The organism is Dyadobacter sp. CY345 (genome assembly GCF_021502725.1).
GTDB lineage: Bacteria > Bacteroidota > Bacteroidia > Cytophagales > Spirosomataceae > Dyadobacter.
Genome location: NZ_JAKFFS010000005.1, coordinates 424,035 through 444,974, shown reverse-complemented (window position 1 = coordinate 444,974; position 20,940 = coordinate 424,035). Strand labels below are relative to the sequence as shown.

The 20,940-nt window shown below is 44.8% G+C and carries 13 protein-coding genes; 11 read left to right on the top strand and 2 right to left on the bottom strand.

The genetic code is table 11. From position 1 onward, the window contains the following. Positions 1–40 precede the first annotated feature (40 nt). The 7 genes from L0657_RS22450 (at position 41) to L0657_RS22420 (ending at position 12,149) form a co-directional block, all read left to right on the top strand. A complete protein-coding gene (locus L0657_RS22450) occupies positions 41–2,935 on the top strand; it encodes a TonB-dependent receptor (protein WP_235153011.1) in 2,895 nt (964 codons plus the stop codon). Positions 2,936–2,955: 20 nt separating this feature from the next. Continuing rightward, entirely contained in the window at positions 2,956–4,686 is a 1,731-nt protein-coding gene (locus L0657_RS22445; protein WP_235153010.1) for a RagB/SusD family nutrient uptake outer membrane protein, read from the top strand. A gap of 59 nt (positions 4,687–4,745) precedes the next feature. Then, the gene (locus tag L0657_RS22440) at positions 4,746–6,065 is read left to right on the top strand and encodes a Gfo/Idh/MocA family protein (protein ID WP_235153009.1); all 1,320 of its coding nucleotides are present in this window, start codon (positions 4,746–4,748) and stop codon (positions 6,063–6,065) included. 87 nt (positions 6,066–6,152) lie between these two features. After that, a complete protein-coding gene (locus L0657_RS22435) occupies positions 6,153–7,121 on the top strand; it encodes a hypothetical protein (RefSeq protein WP_235153008.1) in 969 nt (322 codons plus the stop codon). Positions 7,122–7,123: 2 nt separating this feature from the next. Then, positions 7,124–8,464, top strand: coding sequence for a choice-of-anchor Q domain-containing protein (locus tag L0657_RS22430; protein ID WP_235153007.1), 1,341 nt, complete (start codon positions 7,124–7,126; stop codon positions 8,462–8,464). Positions 8,465–8,476: 12 nt separating this feature from the next. Continuing rightward, entirely contained in the window at positions 8,477–9,973 is a 1,497-nt protein-coding gene (locus tag L0657_RS22425; protein ID WP_235153006.1) for a glycoside hydrolase family 28 protein, read from the top strand. 1 nt (position 9,974) lies between these two features. Next, positions 9,975–12,149, top strand: coding sequence for an SUMF1/EgtB/PvdO family nonheme iron enzyme (locus tag L0657_RS22420; RefSeq protein WP_235153005.1), 2,175 nt, complete (start codon positions 9,975–9,977; stop codon positions 12,147–12,149). Positions 12,150–12,276: 127 nt separating this feature from the next. Here L0657_RS22420 and L0657_RS22415 read toward each other — a convergent pair whose 3' ends face one another. Then, positions 12,277–13,173 carry an AraC family transcriptional regulator gene (locus L0657_RS22415; RefSeq protein WP_235153004.1) on the bottom strand — a complete coding sequence of 299 codons (897 nt, stop codon included), beginning with the start codon at positions 13,171–13,173 and terminating at the stop codon, positions 12,277–12,279. Between the two features lie 151 nt (positions 13,174–13,324). On the opposite strand from L0657_RS22415, the gene L0657_RS22410 reads away from it, so the two are divergent. The 3 genes from L0657_RS22410 to L0657_RS22400 all read left to right on the top strand — a co-directional run bounded on the left by L0657_RS22410 (position 13,325) and on the right by L0657_RS22400 (position 17,797). Next, complete coding sequence (locus tag L0657_RS22410) at positions 13,325–15,445, top strand: glycoside hydrolase family 36 protein (protein ID WP_235153003.1); 2,121 nt, start codon at positions 13,325–13,327, stop codon at positions 15,443–15,445. A gap of 24 nt (positions 15,446–15,469) precedes the next feature. Further along, on the top strand, positions 15,470–16,321 hold the full coding sequence (locus tag L0657_RS22405; RefSeq protein WP_235153002.1) for a phytanoyl-CoA dioxygenase family protein: 852 nt from the start codon (positions 15,470–15,472) through the stop codon (positions 16,319–16,321). A gap of 99 nt (positions 16,322–16,420) precedes the next feature. Further along, positions 16,421–17,797 (top strand): sugar porter family MFS transporter, encoded by a 1,377-nt coding sequence (locus L0657_RS22400; protein WP_235153001.1) that lies wholly within the window; start codon positions 16,421–16,423, stop codon positions 17,795–17,797. Between the two features lie 528 nt (positions 17,798–18,325). Here L0657_RS22400 and L0657_RS22395 read toward each other — a convergent pair. Then, positions 18,326–19,228: an AraC family transcriptional regulator gene (locus L0657_RS22395; RefSeq protein WP_235153000.1), complete on the bottom strand. Its 903-nt coding sequence runs from the start codon at positions 19,226–19,228 to the stop codon at positions 18,326–18,328. Between the two features lie 206 nt (positions 19,229–19,434). On the opposite strand from L0657_RS22395, the gene L0657_RS22390 reads away from it, so the two are divergent. Next, the gene (locus tag L0657_RS22390; RefSeq protein ID WP_235152999.1) at positions 19,435–20,919 is read left to right on the top strand and encodes an arabinose isomerase; all 1,485 of its coding nucleotides are present in this window, start codon (positions 19,435–19,437) and stop codon (positions 20,917–20,919) included. Positions 20,920–20,940 lie beyond the last annotated feature (21 nt).

The following is a 20,940-nucleotide window of genomic DNA, read 5'->3' as shown; positions in this document are numbered from 1 at the left end:
ATATAAATAATCAAGTTCCGGAACAGCAACAATCATTATTATGAAAATATCTTTAATATTCAAAACCTGTATCCTGCTTAGTCCCTTTCTGGTTACGGGGTCACTGAGGGCACAGCGTTCGGGAGCGGCTGACACGGTCGTTATAGCCCAGAAGCCTAATGAGGTCAGCATAGGTTTTGGCAAACAACCTGCCAACCTGGTGACCAGTGCCATTTCAACGGTGCAGGGAACAGAACTGGAAAAGAATTTTACATTGAATCTTGGTAACACGCTCTTTGGCCGTCTGCCTGGTCTTACCGTAGCGCAGGGTGGTTCTGAGCCTGGTGCTTCAACGCCGAGCCTTTTAGTACGAGGGATCAACACCCTCGGCGGTGCAAGTAGTGCGCCATTGTATGTCATCGACGGCTTTATCAGTAATGGCAATGGACCGTCTAATGCATTTATGCAATTGATGCCGGAGGAAATAGAATCTATTTCTGTTTTGAAAGATGCGTCGGCAACCGCTGTCTATGGCGCCAGGGCTGCAAACGGGGTGATTCTGATCACCACAAAAGCAGGACAAAACGGACCATTGAAAGTTTCCTTCACAACCAAGCAGGGATTCAACCAGGCCCAGTATCTTCCCAAATTCCTGAATTCTTATAATTATGCATCGCTTTATAATGAAGCCTTGCGTAATGACGAGTTGACCGAGCGTTATACCCAGGCTGATCTGGATGCCTATCAGAACGGAAGCGATCCATACTTTCACCCGGATGTGAACTGGTACGATCAGGTATTGCGCAAAACTGCTCCTGTATCCGGTTATAACCTTAATTTCAGCGGTGGAGATAACTATGTCCGGTATTTTGTCATGCTCAATGCGTTGAACAGCCAGGGTTTATTCAAGAATTTTGGTGATCAGAATGATGAGAGTTCCAATTCAAAATATTCCAAATACAACTTCCGTACTAACCTGGATGTTAACCTGACGTCGCGTTTGTCAGCCGAATTTAAGATCGCCGGTTCGGTGGAGCAGACTATCAATCCAAACAATTACACCACCGGCGGAACTTTCAACCTGCTTGCATCGCTGCCGCCAAATGCATTCCCGGTATATAATCCGAACGGCTCTTACGGAGGTAATTCGCTGTATGCCAATCCGGTTGGTAATATGTTGTCTACCGGCTTTTATAGAAACAATTCCCGCACGATCTTGTCGTCTTTGAAGCTCACGGAGCAGTTGGATATGCTTATTAAGGGATTAAGTGTATCTGGGGCAGTTTCGATTAACAACTATTTTGAATCGGGCTCGCAGAAGAGCAAGCAATACCCGCGCTTTGCTATCTCTAAAAACGCGGCTGGTGAAACGGTTTATGGGCCAGCCATCGGTCAGCTTACTTCGCTTTCGGGCAGTGAGGTTACCTTAGACCAATACCGTAATCTGATTTTTCAAGCGTTTCTGGACTACAAGCGTGTTTTTGGAAAAAGCAATATTTCCGGAATGCTTATGTTTAATTCAGACAATGTAACATTGTTTGGCTCGACTGCCGAACCGACTGTCCCTTCTGCGAATTCAACGGACGCATATAAGCATAATGCCGCTTCGGGGCGGGTGACTTATGCTTTTGACAACAAGTACATTGCGGAATTTTCGGCATCTTACATGGGCAGCGAGAGTTTTCCTCCGGGAAAACGCTATGGATTCTTTCCGGCTGCATCGGTTGGCTGGGTCGCTTCCAATGAGGGTTTTGTAAAGAATAGTAATGTCATCGATTATCTTAAATTCAGAGCTTCTTATGGCTTGATTGGCAATGATATTATTTCAGGTCTTGGACTGTCGAGCCGGTATGCTTACACACCGACGTTTGGTGGTGCCGGTTATTTCTTCGGTACGGGAAATAATGCGGTAGGTGGTTTTGCAGAAAATAGCATAGCCAATCCGAATCTTACCTGGGAAAAAGAAAAAGTACTGAATGCAGGTGTCGATCTGACCTTATTTAAAAATCTTGACCTGACGGTTGACTACTTTAAACGGGATCGCTATGACATTCTGGTGGCATCCAACAGTACCATGCCGCAGTTTACCGGTATCATCACACCCAATCTGAATCAGGGCAAAACGCAATCCAGCGGGTTTGAGCTTGGCCTTCGTTACAATAGTAAAAAAGAGGCGGCGCTTACCTATTTTGTCGAAGGAAATGTATCGTACTTCAAAAACAAGGTTGTATTTAATGCAGAGGCCTTTCAGTTTAACCAGCAGCTGTATTTCACAGGAAGGCGTATCAACCAGCCAATTGGTTTAAAGGCAATCGGGTTTTACAGTGAGCAGGATATTGCTGACAGACTTATTGATCCGAAAAATGTTCCCGGTGTATTGACGGAGGTTATACGGGCAGGCGATATTAAGTATCAGGATGTTGGCGGTGCGGATGGAAATCCGGATGGGGTTATTGATGCCAACGACCGGGTTGCGATTGGTAATCCGAGCCTGCCTAATTTCACGGCTGGGTTGCATGGCGGGTTAAACTACAAGGGATTTGACCTGGATCTGGTTTTTCAGGGAGTAACAGGCAATACCGTTTACCTTGGCGGAAACTATTTCCACGCATTCCAGGCAAATGGTCAGATCGCGCCGATCGCCGAAGGAAGATGGACGCCGGAGACGGCAGGCTCAGCCAGTTATCCAAGACTATCCTCTAAAGATAACCTTAATAACTACCAGTTTTCTTCTTTCTGGCAGCGTGATGGAAGTTTCATCAAACTGCGTAGTGCCGAGGTGGGCTATATGCTGCCCACGCCGGTATCGGATAAGCTGAGACTGAAAACCATACGGGTTTTTGCAAACGGCACGAATCTATTCTCCTGGGACAAGGTGCCCTACGGCGATCCTGAATCTTTGTCAGGATATCCGGTTACCCGGACAATCACTGCGGGTTTCAGAATTCAGTTGTAATATTTCAAATCAGAAACAGTATGAAAAGATATATCCAAGTATTAACGGCTGGAATTTTATTGACCTTAACAGCTTGCCAGGATCTTGACAGGGAGTTTGTCACCTCAATCGGGAGGAATGAGATCGAGCAGTCCTTTACCAATGTGCAGAATTTACTGAACTCCATCTACGCTGACATACCTGATGGAACGGTATACATCGGCGGTGCAGCGATGATGGCATCCGCTTCGGATGAATCGGAGTTTACAACTGAAAATAATGCCATTCAGGCTTTTAACAGTGGAAGCTGGAGTGCGGTGAGCAACCCCGACCCTGTCTGGGCGACCTACTACCGTGGTATCAGGAAGGTGAACCAGTTTTTGTTATCAACCGATGATATTAATCTGGATCCGTGGAAACTTGATCCGTCGTCATCTGCGCAGGCTGTTTACAATACCAATCTGGCAGCCATTACCAGATGGAAATACGAGTCACGTTTTCTGCGCGCATACTTTTATTTTGAACTTGTGAAACGTTACGGTGGCGTCCCGATTTTAAATAACGTTTTTTCACTGGAAGACGACTACACGAAAGTTGGCAGGAATTCGCTGGAAGAGTGCATTCAGTTTATAACTTCTGAATGTGACTCGGCCGCCGTCAAATTACCGCTCAATGGGTCAACAGCACCATACGTGTCCGGTACAGATTTGGGCAGGGTAACAAAAGTAGCGGCGCTGGCACTGAAAAGCAGGGTGTTATTGTATGCTGCCAGTGAGCTTTTCAACAATCCATCCTGGGCTGGCGGATTTGCCAAACCTGAATTGATCTCTCTGCCGGTAGGTGACCGGGCAGCACGTTGGAAAGCGGCTTCTGATGCTGCCAAGGCTGTTATCGATGCCGATGCACTTCCAAATCTGGGTAACTACAAATCACTGTTTAATACTTTCAACAACAACGAAATTATTTTTACCAGGCGGAATGGTGCGAGCAACCAATTTGAAAAGAATAACTCGCCGATCGGTTTTAATCTCGGGCTAAGCGGCAATACGCCTTCTCAGGACCTGGTGGATGCGTACGAAGTGAAGGTAAACGCGACTACCGCCGTGAAGTTCAACTGGAACGATCCGGTTATGGCTGCTAACCCGTATGCGAACCGTGATCCGCGCCTTGGGATGTCGGTTATCACGAACAACAGCACGTTTGGTACTCCGCAACGAAAAGTCCAGCTTTGGTCAGGTGGACTGGATGGAAAACCGATCATCAATGCTTCCAAAACAGGTTACTATCTCAGAAAATATCAGATCGAAAGCCTCAATCTGCTGAACGGAAATACAGGTGTTCATAGTTGGATCATCATCCGTTATCCTGAAATTTATCTAAATTATGCTGAGGCACTCAATGAATGGAGCCCGGGCAATCCTGATATTAAAAAGTACGTAGATCTGGTTCGCACCAGAACCAGTGTAGCCATGCCGCCGCTGCCCGCCAATTTGTCCCAGGTTGAAATGCGCGAACGAATTCGCAATGAAAAGCGTGTGGAATTTGCTTTCGAGGATCATCGTTTCTGGGACGTACGTCGCTGGATGCTGGCTGAAACGACACTAGGCACTCCTTTGCGCGGGGTTTCCATTTCGAGAGTTAATGACAGCACTTTTACTTACCAACCCACCAAAGTTGAGGATAGAGTCTTTACAGCTAGAATGTACCTTTATCCGATTCCACAGGGCGAGATCAGTATTTCAAGTGCTTTGATACAAAATCCATTGTGGTAGTTTGAAGTCAAAAATGCATTTGAAGAGAAGTAATAATGTTATTGCAAACCAACACAGATATGCAAAATCGTCGTGATTTTATAAAAACTACCGCATTGGGAACGGCGGGGATGCTGACCGTTTCCGACCTGTATGCTTTTCGCGGACAACCTAATGAGAAAGTGGTACTTGGCATGATGGGGACGAACAGCCGCGGGATGTTCCTGGCGAAAACCTTTGCCTCTTTACCCAATGTGGAGATCGCCTATGTCTGTGATCCTGACGCGAAAGTCCTCGAAAAAACGATCACAGAAATTGAGAAGATTACAGGAAAAAAACCGCAGGGATTCAGTGATATAAGAAAAATGCTTGAGAAGAAGGATTTTGATGCAGTCGCCATAGCGGCACCTGATCACTGGCATACCCCGGCGGCTATCGTGGCCTTACAAGCCGGAAAGCATGTTTATGTTGAAAAACCTTGCAGCCATAACCCACGGGAGGGTGAGTTGCTTGTGGAGGCGACTAATAAGTATAAAAAGGTCGTGCAAATGGGTAGCCAGCGACGGACTTTTTGCAATGTAAAAGACATGATTGCGAGATTACATGAGGGCCAGATCGGGCGGGTTTATTTTGCGAGGGGCTGGTATGTAAACAGTCGTAAATCTATCGGAAAAGGTTCGGTAGCGGCGGTTCCTAAAAATCTGGATTTCGACCTGTGGCAGGGCCCGGCACCGCGCCGTGATTACAAAGATAATCTGGTGCATTATAATTGGCACTGGTTCTGGAACTGGGGTACCGGCGAATCACTCAACAATGGTACCCATGAGCTGGATGTAATTCGTTGGGGACTAGGTGTGGACTACCCGACGCAAGTCGTTTCGGCAGGGGGGAGGTTTCATTTTCAGGACGATTGGGAAACGCCGGACACGCAGACTATCACTTATAATTTCGGGAATAATACCGCCTGTACCTGGGAAGGTAGAAGCTGCAATGGCTATAATTCTGAGGGCAGCGGCAGGGGCGTCATTTTTTATGGTGACAAAGGCACGATTGTATACCCGGGAGCCAACAGTTTTCAGGTGTATGACATGGGTAACAAACTGGTTGCGGAGGTTAAGGATGATACGCCGTTCGACGCTACTAATACCGTCAGCCCGTTAGAGAAGCTAGACGGAATGCACCTGGCAAATTTCTGTAAGGCAATCCGTGGAAATGAAAAAATTAATGCACCGATTTTGGAAGGTCATAAATCAACTTTGCTTCCACAGCTTGGCAATATTTCCTACCGGGTAGGAAGAACGTTGAAATGTGATCCGTCAAACGGGCACATTCTGGATGACAAAGAGGCTATGAAACTCTGGTCGAGGGAATATGCTAAGGGTTGGGATGTTATAGTTTGAAGCAATTGCTTGCCTCTCTTTGGATAAGGCGTATTCTCACCTCTGGACATTTAAATTAAATTCACCCAATCATATCCACTGGAACATTTGAAAATAGCTTACATCATAATCGTTTTGCTGACTGTCAGCCTGGGATGCGGCGCGCAGGTAGACAAAACTCAAAAGACGTCAGTTCCGTCCGCATCTCCTGCGGAGCTTATCTTTCAATCTGGTTTTGAAGAGGGATCGAAAGTGATCCCCGACGGCTCCCGGCACGATATGATCGGGCGGGACAATTCGCAGTCGGAAAAAAGTGACTGGGTCAAAGACCTGGAAAATAAAGGCGGCACCACATTCCGGTTTGAATACACCGGAGGGGACGACAGCAAGCGGTATACAGACATTGTTTCGGATCCTGTAAATCCAAAAAATAAAGTGCTCCACTTCTGGCTGAATGACTATTGGCTTGCGAGTGAAAATCAGGAAAAAGCGCGTGTTCAGGCAGATTTGTATGGGATCAAGGGAGGTTACAAAGAATTCTATCAATCGGTGAGGGTATTTCTTGCTGACGATTTTAATACGTTAAAAAAATATCCCAAAGGTGTATCCTGGCTGACCATATCGGAATTCTGGAACAATGAATGGTGGGCGTCCACGGAAAAATATGGCTTCCGGATCACATTAGGGATCGGGAAACCTGCGGGTGAAAGTGATCTGTATTTTATACTAAATGCAGAAAATGCCGGTCAGAAAGAAGTCTGGAAAGCAAAGAATGACAGCGTCAAAGTCCCGGTCGGGAAGTGGTTTACGATGGACTATTATTTCAAAGAAGGGGATAGTCAAACGGGCAGATTTTACATGGCCATTACCCCCGACGGTGGAAACAGACAGGTGGTCTATGATGTAAGAAATTTTACACACAATACCTTCGATCCTGCTCCCAACGGACTTACCGGCTATAATCCGATGAAACTTTACACCTCCAAAGAATTGGTAAGTTTTATGAAATCACAAAGCAAAACGCTGCAAATCTATTGGGACGATTTTAAACTCTGGAAAAATAAACAACCTGAATAAAAATGATGAAATTAAGCGCTTGCATACTATCAGCCATTTGTTTTTTCAATAATGCCTACGCAACCAGTTACTATGTCTCTCCCAATGGAAGTGATGATAACAGCGGAAAATCGCAGGCAAAAGCATTTCAAAGCCTTCAGAAAGGCGCTGATACAGCCCAGCCGGGAGACACCGTTTTTGTGCTCAACGGCACCTATAATACCACTTCTGGGGCTATCCTGAATATAAAAAACTCAGGCAGACAGGATGCTTACATTACCATTAAAGCACTAAAAGGGCACAAACCGAAAATTACAGCCGCCGGAAACGTTTGGAACGCGGTGTCTGTCAATGGCTCTTACATTTTATTGGAAGGCTTTGAACTGGCAGGCAACAATTCCAATCTTACCTACGAGGGAGCGATGACAGTTTACAGCGAGCACATCAATGGCGGAACAAACTACGCCTATTATGCTGGATATAATACCAATGCGATTACAATCGGTGGCCCCAAAAAAGAATCCAGATTTCCCCATCATATCATAGTCCGGCATTGTACCGTACATGATTTTCCAGGTGGCGGCATCAATGCAATCCAGGCGGACTATCTGACGATCGAGAACAATGTTGTTTTTAATAATGCATGGTATATGATGTATGCCGGAAGCGGAATCAGCATTCTTACGCCGTTTAACAGTGATAGAATAACTACCTACAAAAACTTTATACGAAACAATGTCGTCAGTAACAATAAAACGACGGTTCCCTGGGCCCAACTTAAAAGACTTAGTGATGGAAATGGCATTATTATTGACGTTAATCAACATGCTTATGATAATCAGGATGCGGCATCGGCAACGGCTGACCAGGCATATACAGGCAGGACACTGGTTGAAAATAACGTGAGTTTCAATAATGGCGGGTCTGGAATCCATTCGTTCAAAGCCGACCATGTAGATATCATTAATAACACCGCTTACCATAACGGTACGGTCATGAACTATCCAGATATTTACACCAACCAGTGCCACGACGTAAATATCATCAACAACATTATGAATGCGCGGGAAGGCGGGCAGTGCAATTCGATGCCAAAAAATCCGACTGAGATTTATGCCAATAATATTTATTTCAACGGTAAAATCGGTTTTAAAGGGAAGCAAGATATTGAGGCCGATCCGCAATTTGTAAACCCGTCGACAGACCATGCTAAGGCTGATTTTAAGATAAAAAAAGGTAGTCCGGCCATCGATCAGGGAAGTCAGGTTAATGGTCAGTATAGTCTTAAAGATATTCTGGGCATTAGTCGTCCCAAAGGTGCTGCACCAGACCGGGGAGCTTATGAATGTACGGATTGTAAATAATGCAAAAAAAGTATGAGAATCCGTATCCTTTTTTCTGCGCTTTTTGTGGTTTTGTCGACACTGCGAATTATTGCACAGCAATATAATATAACTGACTTCGGTGCCAAAACTGATAGCACATTCCTGAATACCCGGGCCATTCAATCTGCTATTGACCAATGTTTTGCCAAAGGCGGAGGAGAGGTGATGGTGCCTGCGGGTCGCTATTTTACAGGTACCGTTTTTTTGAAATCCAATGTATATCTCAACCTGATGCCCGGAGCCGTGCTGCAAGGAAGTTATGACGCTGCCGATTATCCCGACCATTCGATTGTGGAAGCGAAAAAGTTTGGCACCATTACCCACAACGGTCTGTATGTAGAAAGCATGAAAGCGATCATCATTGCAGACCGCGCTGCTCATACCGGCATATATGGCTTAGGTGCTATCAGGGGCGCAGGCGATGGAAAGGAATTTCAACTTGGGTTAAATAAAGATGGCAGACCCAAAAATCTGTTTTTTATAGGTTGTATGGATGTGCTGTTAAAAGGCATCCAAGTACTCAATTCGGCGCAGATTACCGTTTCAATTTCAGGTTGTGAGCGTGTGAATGTCGACGGAATTTATCTCCGAAGTATGTCCAACTGGAACTGCGATGGCCTGGATATGGATGCGAAAGATGTTACCATCACGAATTGCATTATTGATGCCGAAGATGACGCGCTTTGTTTTAAAAGCGAGTATCTGGAAAAATTCTGCGAGAACATCACGGTCACCAACTGTATACTTTCATCGCTGTGTAACGGAATTAAATTTGGCACCGGCTCCCGGAGTGGCTTTCGAAACATCACAGTAAATAATTGCATTGTAAAAAAAGCATCATATAACGGATACCGTCACTGGAAAATGACACCGGATCTCGTTGATCAGCCTGACCAGCAGAGCGTGAATACTGGAATTGTTATTCTGGGCGTCGACGGGGGAATTGTTGAAAATATCAATATCTCGAATATTGTCATGTCCGATATGCTCAGTCCGATCTTCATTCGGGTCGGGGCCAGGTTTATGAATCCGGATAAAAAACCTTCTGTGATGCGTCACATTTTAATACAGAATATCCGTGCAGAAAGCAGAAGCATCATTCCATCCATCATCGCCGGTTTGGAAAACAGCCTTGTGGAGGATATCACGCTTTCCAATATTGACATTCAAGTTAAGATCGGTGTAAATGCTGAGCTCCTGAAAACTTTTCCAGCTCAAATAAAGGAAGACATAAAAGGTTACCCTGAAAACCGTCTGACTTTCGGTATGCGGTTGCCTGCAAGCGGGTTTTATATCAGGAATGCAAAAGGGATAAGCCTGTCCAATATTTCATTAACATTTCCTGAGCAAGAGTCACGGCCAGCTTTTGTGACGGATCATGTTCAGGGTATTGAATTAAAGGACGTAATAGTAAACGGCCGTAAATTAAGTGATAGCAAAAAAGATTTTTCCCAGTCCGGAAGTGAAAAAATTGATATTCAGAATTAAAATGTTAAATCGTAAATCCTTATATTTTTTCTTATTTTTTTATTTATTCCTGTTCACAAAAGGCTGGTCGCAGGAAAATAATGCGCAGGGACTTACCAAGCGACACTATCAGCTGATCGAAGCGCCCACGAACCCTGAGAAATGGGATGCGTGGCGAAACGAGTTGAAGATCTGGAAGGATTCTACACTTCAATATTTGCATTACAACAATGAAAATTACCGCAATCCTGACTTTAACTGGGCTTCCCATGCATATTCCACATTCTTTTTGATGGCCAATGAAAAGACACTTTATGACCAGAACGGGAATTTCGACATTCGTGCCTGTTTGCAAAAACATGAAGACCAGTACGGTGGTGTGGACGTGGTTGTGCTGTGGCCAACCTATCCGCAGCTGGGTTTTGACAACAGGACACAATTTGATTTCTACCGGAATTTACCCGGCGGTGTCAATGGCCTGAAAAAACTATCTGACGAGCTTCATGCGATGGGCAAGAGGTTGATGATCGCCTACAATCCCTGGGACAATATTGCCAGAAAACAGGGAATTCGGGACGAAGACGAACTTTTGAAAATGGTGAAGGAGATAGATGCTGACGGAGTTTATCTGGATACGATTTCGATCGTGGACGGTTTTTTTGACAATTTACAGCAAGCTAAAAAAGGTGCCATATTTCAGTCTGAGATTCCAATCAACCCCGAAGCATTAAACCTCGTACACCAGTCCTGGCTGGAAGTGGGTTGGAACGAAAAATACAAAAATCTGGAATTTGGCGAAGTGCCGCATCTGGTAAGGAACCACTGGCTGGAACAAAAGCATATGATTTACCGGCTGTCTAGATTCAGTCATGAACAATCAACGCTCATACAAAATGCATGGGTGAATGGCTGCGGACTGGTGATCTGGGAGAATGTGTTTGGAACTGTAAATCCATTAAACCCGCGTGACAGGTATTATTACAAAGCTATATTGCCCGTTCTGCGACAGTACACCGCTTTTTTCACGGAAGGCGATTGGACACCTTTATTTCCTGTTCAATTAAACCGGGTTTTTGCCTCTCAGTGGAAGCTGGGGAATAAAATATTATGGACCATCATCAACCGACAGGAGCAACGGACGACCGGGATGCTTTTTGAACAGGAATATGTGAAAGGAATGCGTTATTTTGATCTGATCAGCGGAGCTGAAATACACACTACAATTGAAAATGGTAAGGTTAGTATCAACGCCGATTTAAAACCTAAAGCCATCGCAGGAATTCTGGCTATCCCCGGAGATGAATGCTCACCAGAATTTTTCGCCTTTCTGAAAAAACAGGCAGAAGCGCGTGAAAAGGCAGATTTTAGTACCGCAGTAATACTTCCTGCACACATATTGGAACCTGTTGGTTTAACACAAAAATACAATACAACGTCGTTTCCTAAGGAAATGTCGCGTATTCCGGTTCCAGCAGATTCTGTGCATATGACTTTTGCCTTTCGCCAGCGGGAATGCGGCTTTTACCCGATCGGAAATTATGTGGATTATTCATACAGCCAGACCCGGAACGAGATCACGACGGCAAAAGTAACGACGAAACTGCATCCGTTTGCAATGGATAGGACCTTGGTTACCAATGCTCAATTTGCCATTTTCCTTAAAGCATCTGGCTACAAACCCAATCATTCTGAAAATTTCCTCAAACATTGGAAAAATGGCAGGCCACCTAAAGGTCTGGAAAATCATCCGGTAACGTATGTTGATCTCCATGATGCGCGTGCCTATGCCAAATGGGCGAAGAAACGTCTGCCCACAGAAGCCGAATGGCAATGGGCTGCGCAGAACAGCGGGGAGGCAACTGCTTATCCCTGGGGCAATACCCTGGACTCTGCTTTTGTTAATTCGGGACAATGGTCTGGCACGACGCCGGTGACCAAATTCGAAAGAGGCAAAACAAAAACGGGCCTTTATGACATGAGCGGGAATGTATGGCAAATGACTGAAAGCGAACGTACAGATGGGTACAATGACTATTGTATTTTACGGGGTGGTGCCTGGTATATCAATCGTGCCTCCGAGTGGTATGCGGACCAGGGCGCTCAGAAAACTAATTTTGGTGCGAAGTACCTGCTTACCTGGCCGGGACTGGACCGGTGTGGGACCGTTGGATTCCGATGTATCGCTGATCTGGAATGATTAAATATTTCGATAAAAGCAAATAAAAAAACGGTGCTCCTTGGAATTGTTCTTCAATGTCTTGCTGTGTACGTTTTTGGTTAGCAATTACTGATCTGCGCTTATTCGATCCACAGAAAATCAAAAACTAATGCATATCAGTACCCTTGTTTTTTCTGTAATTCACCGGCGAAACGCCCATTTGTTGTTTAAATAATCTTGAAAAATAAAAAGGATCGTCAATTCCGATCTGAGAGGCTACTTCATTGATGCGAAGATCGCTGAAATGGAGTAGCTGACATCCTTTTTGGATCCTGAGGTGGTTGAAATATTCAATCGGCGTGTAGCCGGTATCCTGTTTAAATTTTCTTGAAAAAAATGAGATGGATAGGTTCGCAGACTGGGCAATATTATCCAGTGTGATAGCGCGCGAAAGATTTTCCTGCATAAATTTTACCGCCCGGTCCGTCGCGCTGACGTGTGTTGTAACGCCATTTTGCTGGCTAAAAAACTCAGGTGCTATAAAGGTGGAAAGGTAATAGGGCAGGGACAAGTTTGCGAGCAGCAGGTTGGCAGCACTATAACCTTTTAAAAATGTTGTTGCGATCTGTTTGAAAATCACGTTCCGCTCGTCTGAAAAACCTACCTGAATGGGCTGGAAATTTTGGTTTTCTGTACCCATGATCGCATAAGCAGCTTCATTTCCCTGGCTCCCGTTCAGATGGAACCAATAGATACTCCATGGATTTTTTGAGTCTGCGCCGTAAGAATGCGGTATACCGGTTGGAATAACAATTATTTCGCCTGCGTGAACCGTGATATTTTCGTCCTGTATCTGAATCCATCCTTTGCCATCGGTGCAGTATAAAAGGATGACCTGCGAGATTCCGCCGGGTCGCTGGTAATAGTGATGTAATGCCTTTGGGTAAAAACCCATACGGGAAATGAACAGCGACCGGATCAACGGAAGCTCTTCGCAATTTGTAACGGCGATTTTAGGTACCTCAATGATCAATTCTCCTTCAAAACCTCTGCTTTTTCTCATCACACTTTACAAATTGGTTCAAATTGCCGCGTTTTCTTTCAAAGGTATAATAATCCATGTTTAGAGTAAAATCGTTCAGTTGATATTTCCCGGAAAAGATGAATTTTGAATTGTAATAGTACAAGTATAAAAAAATTGAAAATAGCTGTTTATGGCCCGGAAAGTCAATCTGTTCTTATTTGTTTCATTTGTAATTGTGTATAGTAATCTGTTCGCCCAGGACAATTACGCGAAATGGAGCACTTCGGAGCTGGTATTGAATAACGGACTTGTTAAGAGGGTAATCCAGCTACCTGCTTCCGGAGGACAATACTTTACCACTGAATACAAACCGGTGGCGGGTGATTTTAAATATTTTGATAAAAAAAGTCCGGAATTTCAGTTTGAGTTTGATAAAAAAGTTTACTCCGGGCTGGGAGAGTGGACTTTAAAGAATATACAAAAGATCACAGATTCAAAATCAGGTCAGGGTGCTGCCGTGACGCTTTTAAGCAGCGACCATCAGGTGGAGCTCACCGTGAATTATTTGTTATATCCTGATCTGCCTGTTGTTCGTAAAAGCCTAACGATCAAAAATCTTTCCGGCCGCGATGTTCAGCTGGAATCTGTTGATATTGAAAAGTTTAAGGTTACCCCCTACAATGCGACCACTTTCAGCTGGATTTGTCACGATTATGGCCGGCGGCGTTCCATAGGCCCTTATGACGGGAATATGCAGGATGCACTGGTGACGGTGCATAACAGCGACTGGAAGCAAGGAATTGTGATAGGAAACGAAGCATCCGGTGTGGTAAAACATACTTCGGTTTTCTGGGATGAACCTGTGATTTTGAGCGGCCTAACGCACAAGGACGCGCGTTTTCCATTCAGAAAATATATCAATAAAGACGATACTTTTGTAACACCGCAGGTTTTTACCATGGTTTACAACAATCATAAAGATCCGGACGAGATACTTAATTCTGCCGTTCCGGACTTTGTCAGAAAACATATGGGCATACGTCTTTCCGAATTGGAACAGAAGCCTACTTTTATTTACAATACCTGGGTGCCGTTTCGGAAAGATATTAACGAGAAACTTGTGATGGAACTGGCAAAGGCCGCCGCCGTTGCCGGAATGAAAGAATTTATTATCGATGACGGCTGGGCCGATAATTATGGTGACTGGGTGATTGATAAGAAGAAATTCCCTAATGGTCTGAAACCGGTTTTTGACTATATCAAATCCCTGGGGATGAAACCGGGGCTTTGGGTCAGCGTTGGCAGCGCATCTCCGGACAGTAAAGTTTACCAGGCGCATCCGGAATGGTTTGTGCTGGATGAAAAACAGCAGCCTGCCAATTTGCATGAAGATGACCTCAGTATGCGGACAGCCTGTTTCGGTACGGCCTGGAAGGGGTATATCAAGGAAGTATTGCTCAAACTGGCACTGGAATATGGGCTGGAATATCTGAAACTGGATTTTACTGTTGTTACCAGTACTTACCGTTTTGGCAATAAGGTAACAGGCTGTTACGCTGCGGGCCATCCGGGTCATCGCGACCATCACGAATCTTTATATACCAATTACGAAGAAGTATGGAAACTCTTCGATGAGTTGCACGTGGCCAAACCGTCGCTGTTTATTGATTGTACATTTGAAACAATGGGTGGGCTGCAATTGATCGATTACGCCATGCTCAAACATGCAGAAGGCGACTGGCTTTCCAATTTCTATGGGCCCGGAACTCAGGTGGATCTGCGTGTGCGGAATATGGCATGGTGGCGTTCGCCCGCTGTGCCTGCAACGGCATTGGTCATTGGAAATCCTGAAATGCAGGACGAGGGCTGGGCATTGCATATTAAATCACTGGCTGGCGCCTTGCCTATCATGCTGGGTGATCCAAGAAAATTGTCGGGCGACGACCTGAAAAAATATCGTGGTTATGCAGACTGGCTGCAACGCATGGAAAACCGGCATCAGATTATGACTTACAGGCAGGACCTGGCGGGGTTTGGCGAACCCAAGGAAGGTGCCTGGGATGGCTTTCAGCGCATTAACACAGAATCTAAATCCGGCGGAACAATCGGCGTTTTCCGGCAAGGCGGAACCGATCAGGAGCGGCAGGTAACCATCCAATATCTTGACCCGAACAAACGATACAGGATTATAGAAGCTCTGACTGAAAAGAGTATTGCCTCCGGAACAGGAAAAGAGCTTGCCCAATCCGGGTTCCGCGTAAGGCTGGATGAATTGTACGATGGGAAATTATTTGAAGTAATGGTAGAATGATCACGAAATTTAACAGACAAGATTATGGCAAAGCAAACATTGACAACTGAACAGATTAACCAGTATCATACCGACGGCTATCTGATTATCAGAGCATTTTACGATGCTGATGAAGTGGCGAAATTGTATTCCATCGCCATTGAAGACAGCGCGGTAAGCAAACACGCGATCAACGTAAACGATAGCTCAGGCAAACGCAGCAAGCTCTCCCTCTGGTATAAACCCGGCAACGATGTGTACGGATTGCTCACCCGTGGAGAGACGCTGGTTAGGTCGGTTGATCAGTTATTAGATCGCCAGCCTGATGATGAGCAGCATTCGGTATGTCACTATCATTCCAAACTAATGCAAAAAGAGCCGAAGGTGGGCGGTGCCTGGGAATGGCACCAGGATTATGGATATTGGTATAAAAACGAATTCCTGCTGCCTGACCAGATGATGTCTGTCATGTTCGCCATCACGGATGCCAATGAGGAAAACGGCTGTTTGCAGGTTATTAAAGGCTCGCACAAAATGGGTAGGGTGGAGCATGGTTTTTCGGGAGAACAGGTTGGAGCTTCGCAACGTTATGTGGATCTTGCACTGCAAACCATGGAGCGGGTATATGTGGAGCTGAAAGCAGGTGATGTGCTTTTTTTCCATAGCAACATTCTGCACCGTTCAGAGGCCAACTTGTCTGATAATCCAAGGTGGTCTATGATATCGTGTTACAATCGTTCAACGAATATTGGCTATAACGAATCATCGTCATCTTCTGCAAGCATTACACCCATTGAGATCGTCCCGGACAACGCGTTACTGACCTGGGATGCAACCGGATTGGCAGAGGACGGATCAGATTTTTTGAGCAAGGAAGCGGATGTATCTTTGAAGTGAGGCTATCGGCTTTCGGCAGTCGGCTTTCGATAGTCGGACATTGACTCTTGACAGCCGATAGCCAACAGCCATTTTGACCAATATGAAAAACCAATTATTATGGCAGTCGTAATTGCAACCGGACCCGATGTTATTACCGGAAACTATCAAATCAACAAAGGTTACGTCTACCTGATCAGTACCATTGCGGCTTTGGGCGGCGTATTGTTCGGGTTCGACCTGGTCATTATTTCAGGTACAGTTTCTTTTTTTGTAAATCACTTTCAACTCAGTGAGCTTGAAACCGGCTGGGCTGTTGGCTGTATTAATCTGGGTGCCGCCATCGGTGCGGTAATCGGAGGCAGGTTGAGTGATACGCTGGGGAGAAAAAAACTTCTGATGCTTTGTGCAATACTTTTTGCAATAACCGGCGCAGGTACCGGCTGGGCTGGCTCGTTTCCACTTTTTGTCATGTTCAGGATGTTAAGTGGCGTAGCTGTTGGGGCAGCTGCGTTGGTCTGTCCGATGTATGTGGCTGAAATTTCGCCTTCCGCCATGCGCGGCAGGATGGTATCCTTTTACCAACTGTCCATTGTGATCGGGATTTTATTGGCATATCTGTCAAATTATCTGTTGCTGAACACCGGCGAAAATAACTGGCGATGGATGTTTTCTTCCCAATCCGCGCCTTCATTGTTATTCTTGTTTGGCTTGTTTTTTGTGTCCGAAAGTCCGCGTTGGCTCATTGGTAAAGGGAGGAGTCCGGAAGCCGATCAAATTTTGGCGCGGATCGGAGGGGCAAGTTATGCCAGAGCAGAGGCAGAGCAGATCACGTTAAGTTTTGCTGAAAAGTCGGTAACGAAAGTAGCGGACTTATTCAAAAAAGATGTCTGGCATATCGTCTTAATAGGCATCGTAATAGCGGTATGTTCCCAGGCCGTCGGTCAGAATTCGCTCTTTTCCTACGCACCTGAACTTTTCAAAAAAGCGGGAATGGCTCAGGATTCTGCATTTTTACAGTCCATTATCATCGGCGTCATCAATTTTATATTCACTTTTATCGCCATTGCCACGATCGACCGTGCGGGTCGGAAAAAGTTACTCCAGTATGGGTCATTCATGCTTTTCGTCGATGCGATTGCATTGTCGGCTGCATTTTACTTTCAGTTGCCGGGCATTTGGGTACTGATTTTTGTACTTGCCTTCATTGCCATTTATTCTGCCACACTGGGACCTGTAACCTGGGTAGCATTGTCGGAGATTTTTCCTAACAAGATCCGTGGTAATGCATTGGCTGTGGCAACGCTGGCTTTATGGATCGCTAATTTTTTTACTACCTCGCTGTTCCCGGTCATGAACAAGTACTTCGGCCTGTCAGTAACATTTTTAATACATGCGGTGATCTGTCTTGCTTATTTTATTTTTGTTAAAGCACGGGTGCCTGAAACGAAAGGAAAATCACTGGAAGAAATCGAAAAGTTATTGAGCAGGAAATAAGGAAGTCTGTGGCAGGAACGAAAAACACAGTTTACTTGGGGCAGAGGCTATTGGAAAAATGAAATCGGCCCGATTTAAAAGTTTCGGAGTTAACTGTTAATCCTGACCTATTTACAAATCCTTTGGGCAATACTGTCATCATCGTGGCTCGCTGGCTTAGATGGATGAGGCTATATCAAAATATGCAAGCGGCTCGAATTGATGTTATTGGCATCTCAGGTTATGTAGTGATTCAAGCCATTCTTAACGTGGAAAGCGATCAGCAGACATTAGCTTATTTAAGTCGGCTTGACTATTCCTGACGAGCTGCTCGCTTGCAGAACTCGTTTCCGATTTATTAGGAAATTTAAAATTATCACTTTTGTGAAAAACTAATTGACATTTTGACTTATAGCATTTTCTTTTTAACCAAAAAGGGTTTGGAATGGCGCTGTTTCAAAAGGTAACTGCCCAGATGTATCATCTTAGATTTGTGGTGCAGAATTCACTGACAATATATTCTTGCATTGCCTCCAAACTATGGTCATGTTAGACCTGAATTTTCAAGAAATTTTTACGATAATTTGAGGGAGACAATCCGACTTTCTGTTTGAATATTTTAGAGAAATGAAAATCTGAATCAAAACCCAGCTGATCAGAAATATTTCCAATCGAAAGGTCAGTTTCATTTAGAAGCTGCCTTGCGCGTTTAATTCGCAGGTTTAAATGGTACTGACCGGGGGAGGTACCCACAATTCTTTTAAATTCTTTTCGAAACCAAACATAGCTGACATTCAGTTCTTTCGCCAGTTCTTCCAGGTCCAGATCACTTTCCTCATATTCCTGAATTCTAAATTTTGCATGTAGAATGAGCTGATATCTTTGGCTTTGCTCAGGGTTCTTCATGATTGCTGATGCATAAAGCAAAGCTAATACCTGGATTGTAAGACAAGAGGATAGTGTACCACAAGAGTCAGAACTAAAACGAACTGTATCCACTAGATGTGTCAGGACCTGTAACAATTCACTATTAAAACCGATTTGAATTAATGGTTTGTCAGATTGAAAACATGATTGCTCCATCAGGTAATCAGCATAGGAACCCTTGAAACCAACCCAGAATTCTTCCCAGCCCGTCTGTTCCGAAGGGCGATAACGATGCCATACGCCTGGAAAAAGCAGAAAAGCAGTACCTGCCTCAATCATCGTCGGCTTTACGCCATCAGCTTCAAAAATTCCCTGGCCGCGCGATATGTAAACCAATTGAAATTCTTCCAGAACGCGGCCTTTGTCCCAGTCAAATACGTAGTCGCCCGGGTGTTGGTAATCCGGATAACTAACACCTGGCGGATGAATATTATGTCCCACATTGATGACAGCAACTCCCCAGCTGGGCTGATCAAGAGCCTGCTCAACGATGACCTTCTGATAGTATTTTCTAAACAGAGCCATATAGTATCAGATTGGATAGATTAAAAATCAAAAACAATTGGCAAATCTAAGCATTCGCATCATTTATTTGTACAATAGTTCTTAAATATTTACTTATAAAAAGAATGTCATTCGAATGTTGGTTAAATATTTAACTAAAATTTCAACCGGCTCTTTGTTAAAATTTATCTTTTTTGATACTCATTTGTTTTTTTTGATATCAACCAATGCATTCAATACAGCAAAATTCCGTTAGTAAAGTGTTTTCGCACACGTCTGACGACCATAAAAATGTACTCAAAATTGGCCTTTTCGGTATCGGTCTGGATACCTATTGGCCGCAGTTTGAAGGCCTGAAACAGAGACTGTCGGGCTACCTGCAATTCGTTGAACAATGTTTGGGTAAACCGTACACCAGCGTTATAAATCTGGGTATTATAGACAATGCTCAACAAGCCATTAAGGCCGGGCACCAGTTTCGCCAGGCCGATGTAGAAATAATATTTATTTACGCCACTACCTATGCGCTTTCGTCAACAGTATTGCCTGTTGTTCGCCGGCTTGGCGTTCCTGTTGTGATTTTAAATCTTTCTCCTGCGCCAGCCATAGATTATACAAGGATCAATAGTATGAATGACCGTACCCGTATGACCGGGGAGTGGCTGGCGTTTTGTGGATCATGCCCGGTCCCGGAGATCATGAATGTGCTTAAAAGGTCTGGAATTGCCGCTTACCAGGTCACAGGAATGCTTCATGGTGATCCTGTTGTGTGGGAACAAATCGACGAATGGATTGAAGCTTCAAGGGTAGCCAACAGCATGTCTTATAACAACCTGGGATTGCTGGGCAACTATTATAACGGGATGCTGGATATCTATTCCGACCCAACCTTACAATTAATAACGTTTGGAGGTAATGTAACAATTCTGGAGGTAGATGAACTTTCAGCACTCAGGGAGGCTGTCGGAATGGCCGCCATTCAGGATAGGGTCAGTGAATTTTACGAGCGGTTCGATATTCAGGCTGACTGTTCAACGTATGAACTTGAACGTGCTGCAAGAACTTCGGTAGCATTGGATCAGCTTGTTGACAGGCATGCGCTGGGTTCACTGGCTTACTACCACAAAGGTACTGGCAATCCGTCCAATGAGGACACGATGAGCTCCATCATTCTGGGTACTTCGCTGCTGACGGCCAGGGGGATCCCGGTTGCCGGAGAGTATGAAATCAAAAACGTGCAGGCGATGAAAATTATGGACTGTTTCGGAGTAGGAGGATCTTTTACCGAATACTATGCCATGGATTACACAGACGATGTCGTACTCATGGGCCATGACGGACCAGGGCATATCCAGATCGCACAAGGAAAAACCAAGGTAAGGCCACTCGAAGTTTATCACGGCAAGGTGGGGTCAGGTTTATCTGTGGAGATGTCTGTTCGGACTGGTCCCATAACAATGTTGTCCGTTGTGGAAACCATCGCCGGAAAGCTGATGCTGCTTGTTGCCGAAGGTGAATCTGTGGAAGGGCCTATTCTGGAAATAGGGAATACTAACAGCCGGTATCGTTTTTCGCCTGGTGCACGTGCATTTGTGGAACTATGGAACGGGCATGGACCAGCACATCATTGCGCTGTTGGAATTGGACATATCGGTTCAAGGCTAAAAAAGCTGGGAGAGATTCTGAAAATAGATGTCGTTCAGATATGCTGACAGGGGATGCTTTTAAATAAA

Coding starts and splice junctions, on each gene's coding strand:
- L0657_RS22450 (WP_235153011.1), top strand. CDS start 41: ATGAAAATATCTTTAATATTCAAAACCTGTATCCTGCTTAGTCCCTTT.
- L0657_RS22445 (WP_235153010.1), top strand. CDS start 2,956: ATGAAAAGATATATCCAAGTATTAACGGCTGGAATTTTATTGACCTTA.
- L0657_RS22440 (WP_235153009.1), top strand. CDS start 4,746: ATGCAAAATCGTCGTGATTTTATAAAAACTACCGCATTGGGAACGGCG.
- L0657_RS22430 (WP_235153007.1), top strand. CDS start 7,124: ATGATGAAATTAAGCGCTTGCATACTATCAGCCATTTGTTTTTTCAAT.
- L0657_RS22425 (WP_235153006.1), top strand. CDS start 8,477: ATGAGAATCCGTATCCTTTTTTCTGCGCTTTTTGTGGTTTTGTCGACA.
- L0657_RS22420 (WP_235153005.1), top strand. CDS start 9,975: ATGTTAAATCGTAAATCCTTATATTTTTTCTTATTTTTTTATTTATTC.
- L0657_RS22415 (WP_235153004.1), bottom strand. CDS start 13,173: ATGAGAAAAAGCAGAGGTTTTGAAGGAGAATTGATCATTGAGGTACCT.
- L0657_RS22410 (WP_235153003.1), top strand. CDS start 13,325: ATGGCCCGGAAAGTCAATCTGTTCTTATTTGTTTCATTTGTAATTGTG.
- L0657_RS22405 (WP_235153002.1), top strand. CDS start 15,470: ATGGCAAAGCAAACATTGACAACTGAACAGATTAACCAGTATCATACC.
- L0657_RS22400 (WP_235153001.1), top strand. CDS start 16,421: ATGGCAGTCGTAATTGCAACCGGACCCGATGTTATTACCGGAAACTAT.
- L0657_RS22395 (WP_235153000.1), bottom strand. CDS start 19,228: ATGGCTCTGTTTAGAAAATACTATCAGAAGGTCATCGTTGAGCAGGCT.
- L0657_RS22390 (WP_235152999.1), top strand. CDS start 19,435: ATGCATTCAATACAGCAAAATTCCGTTAGTAAAGTGTTTTCGCACACG.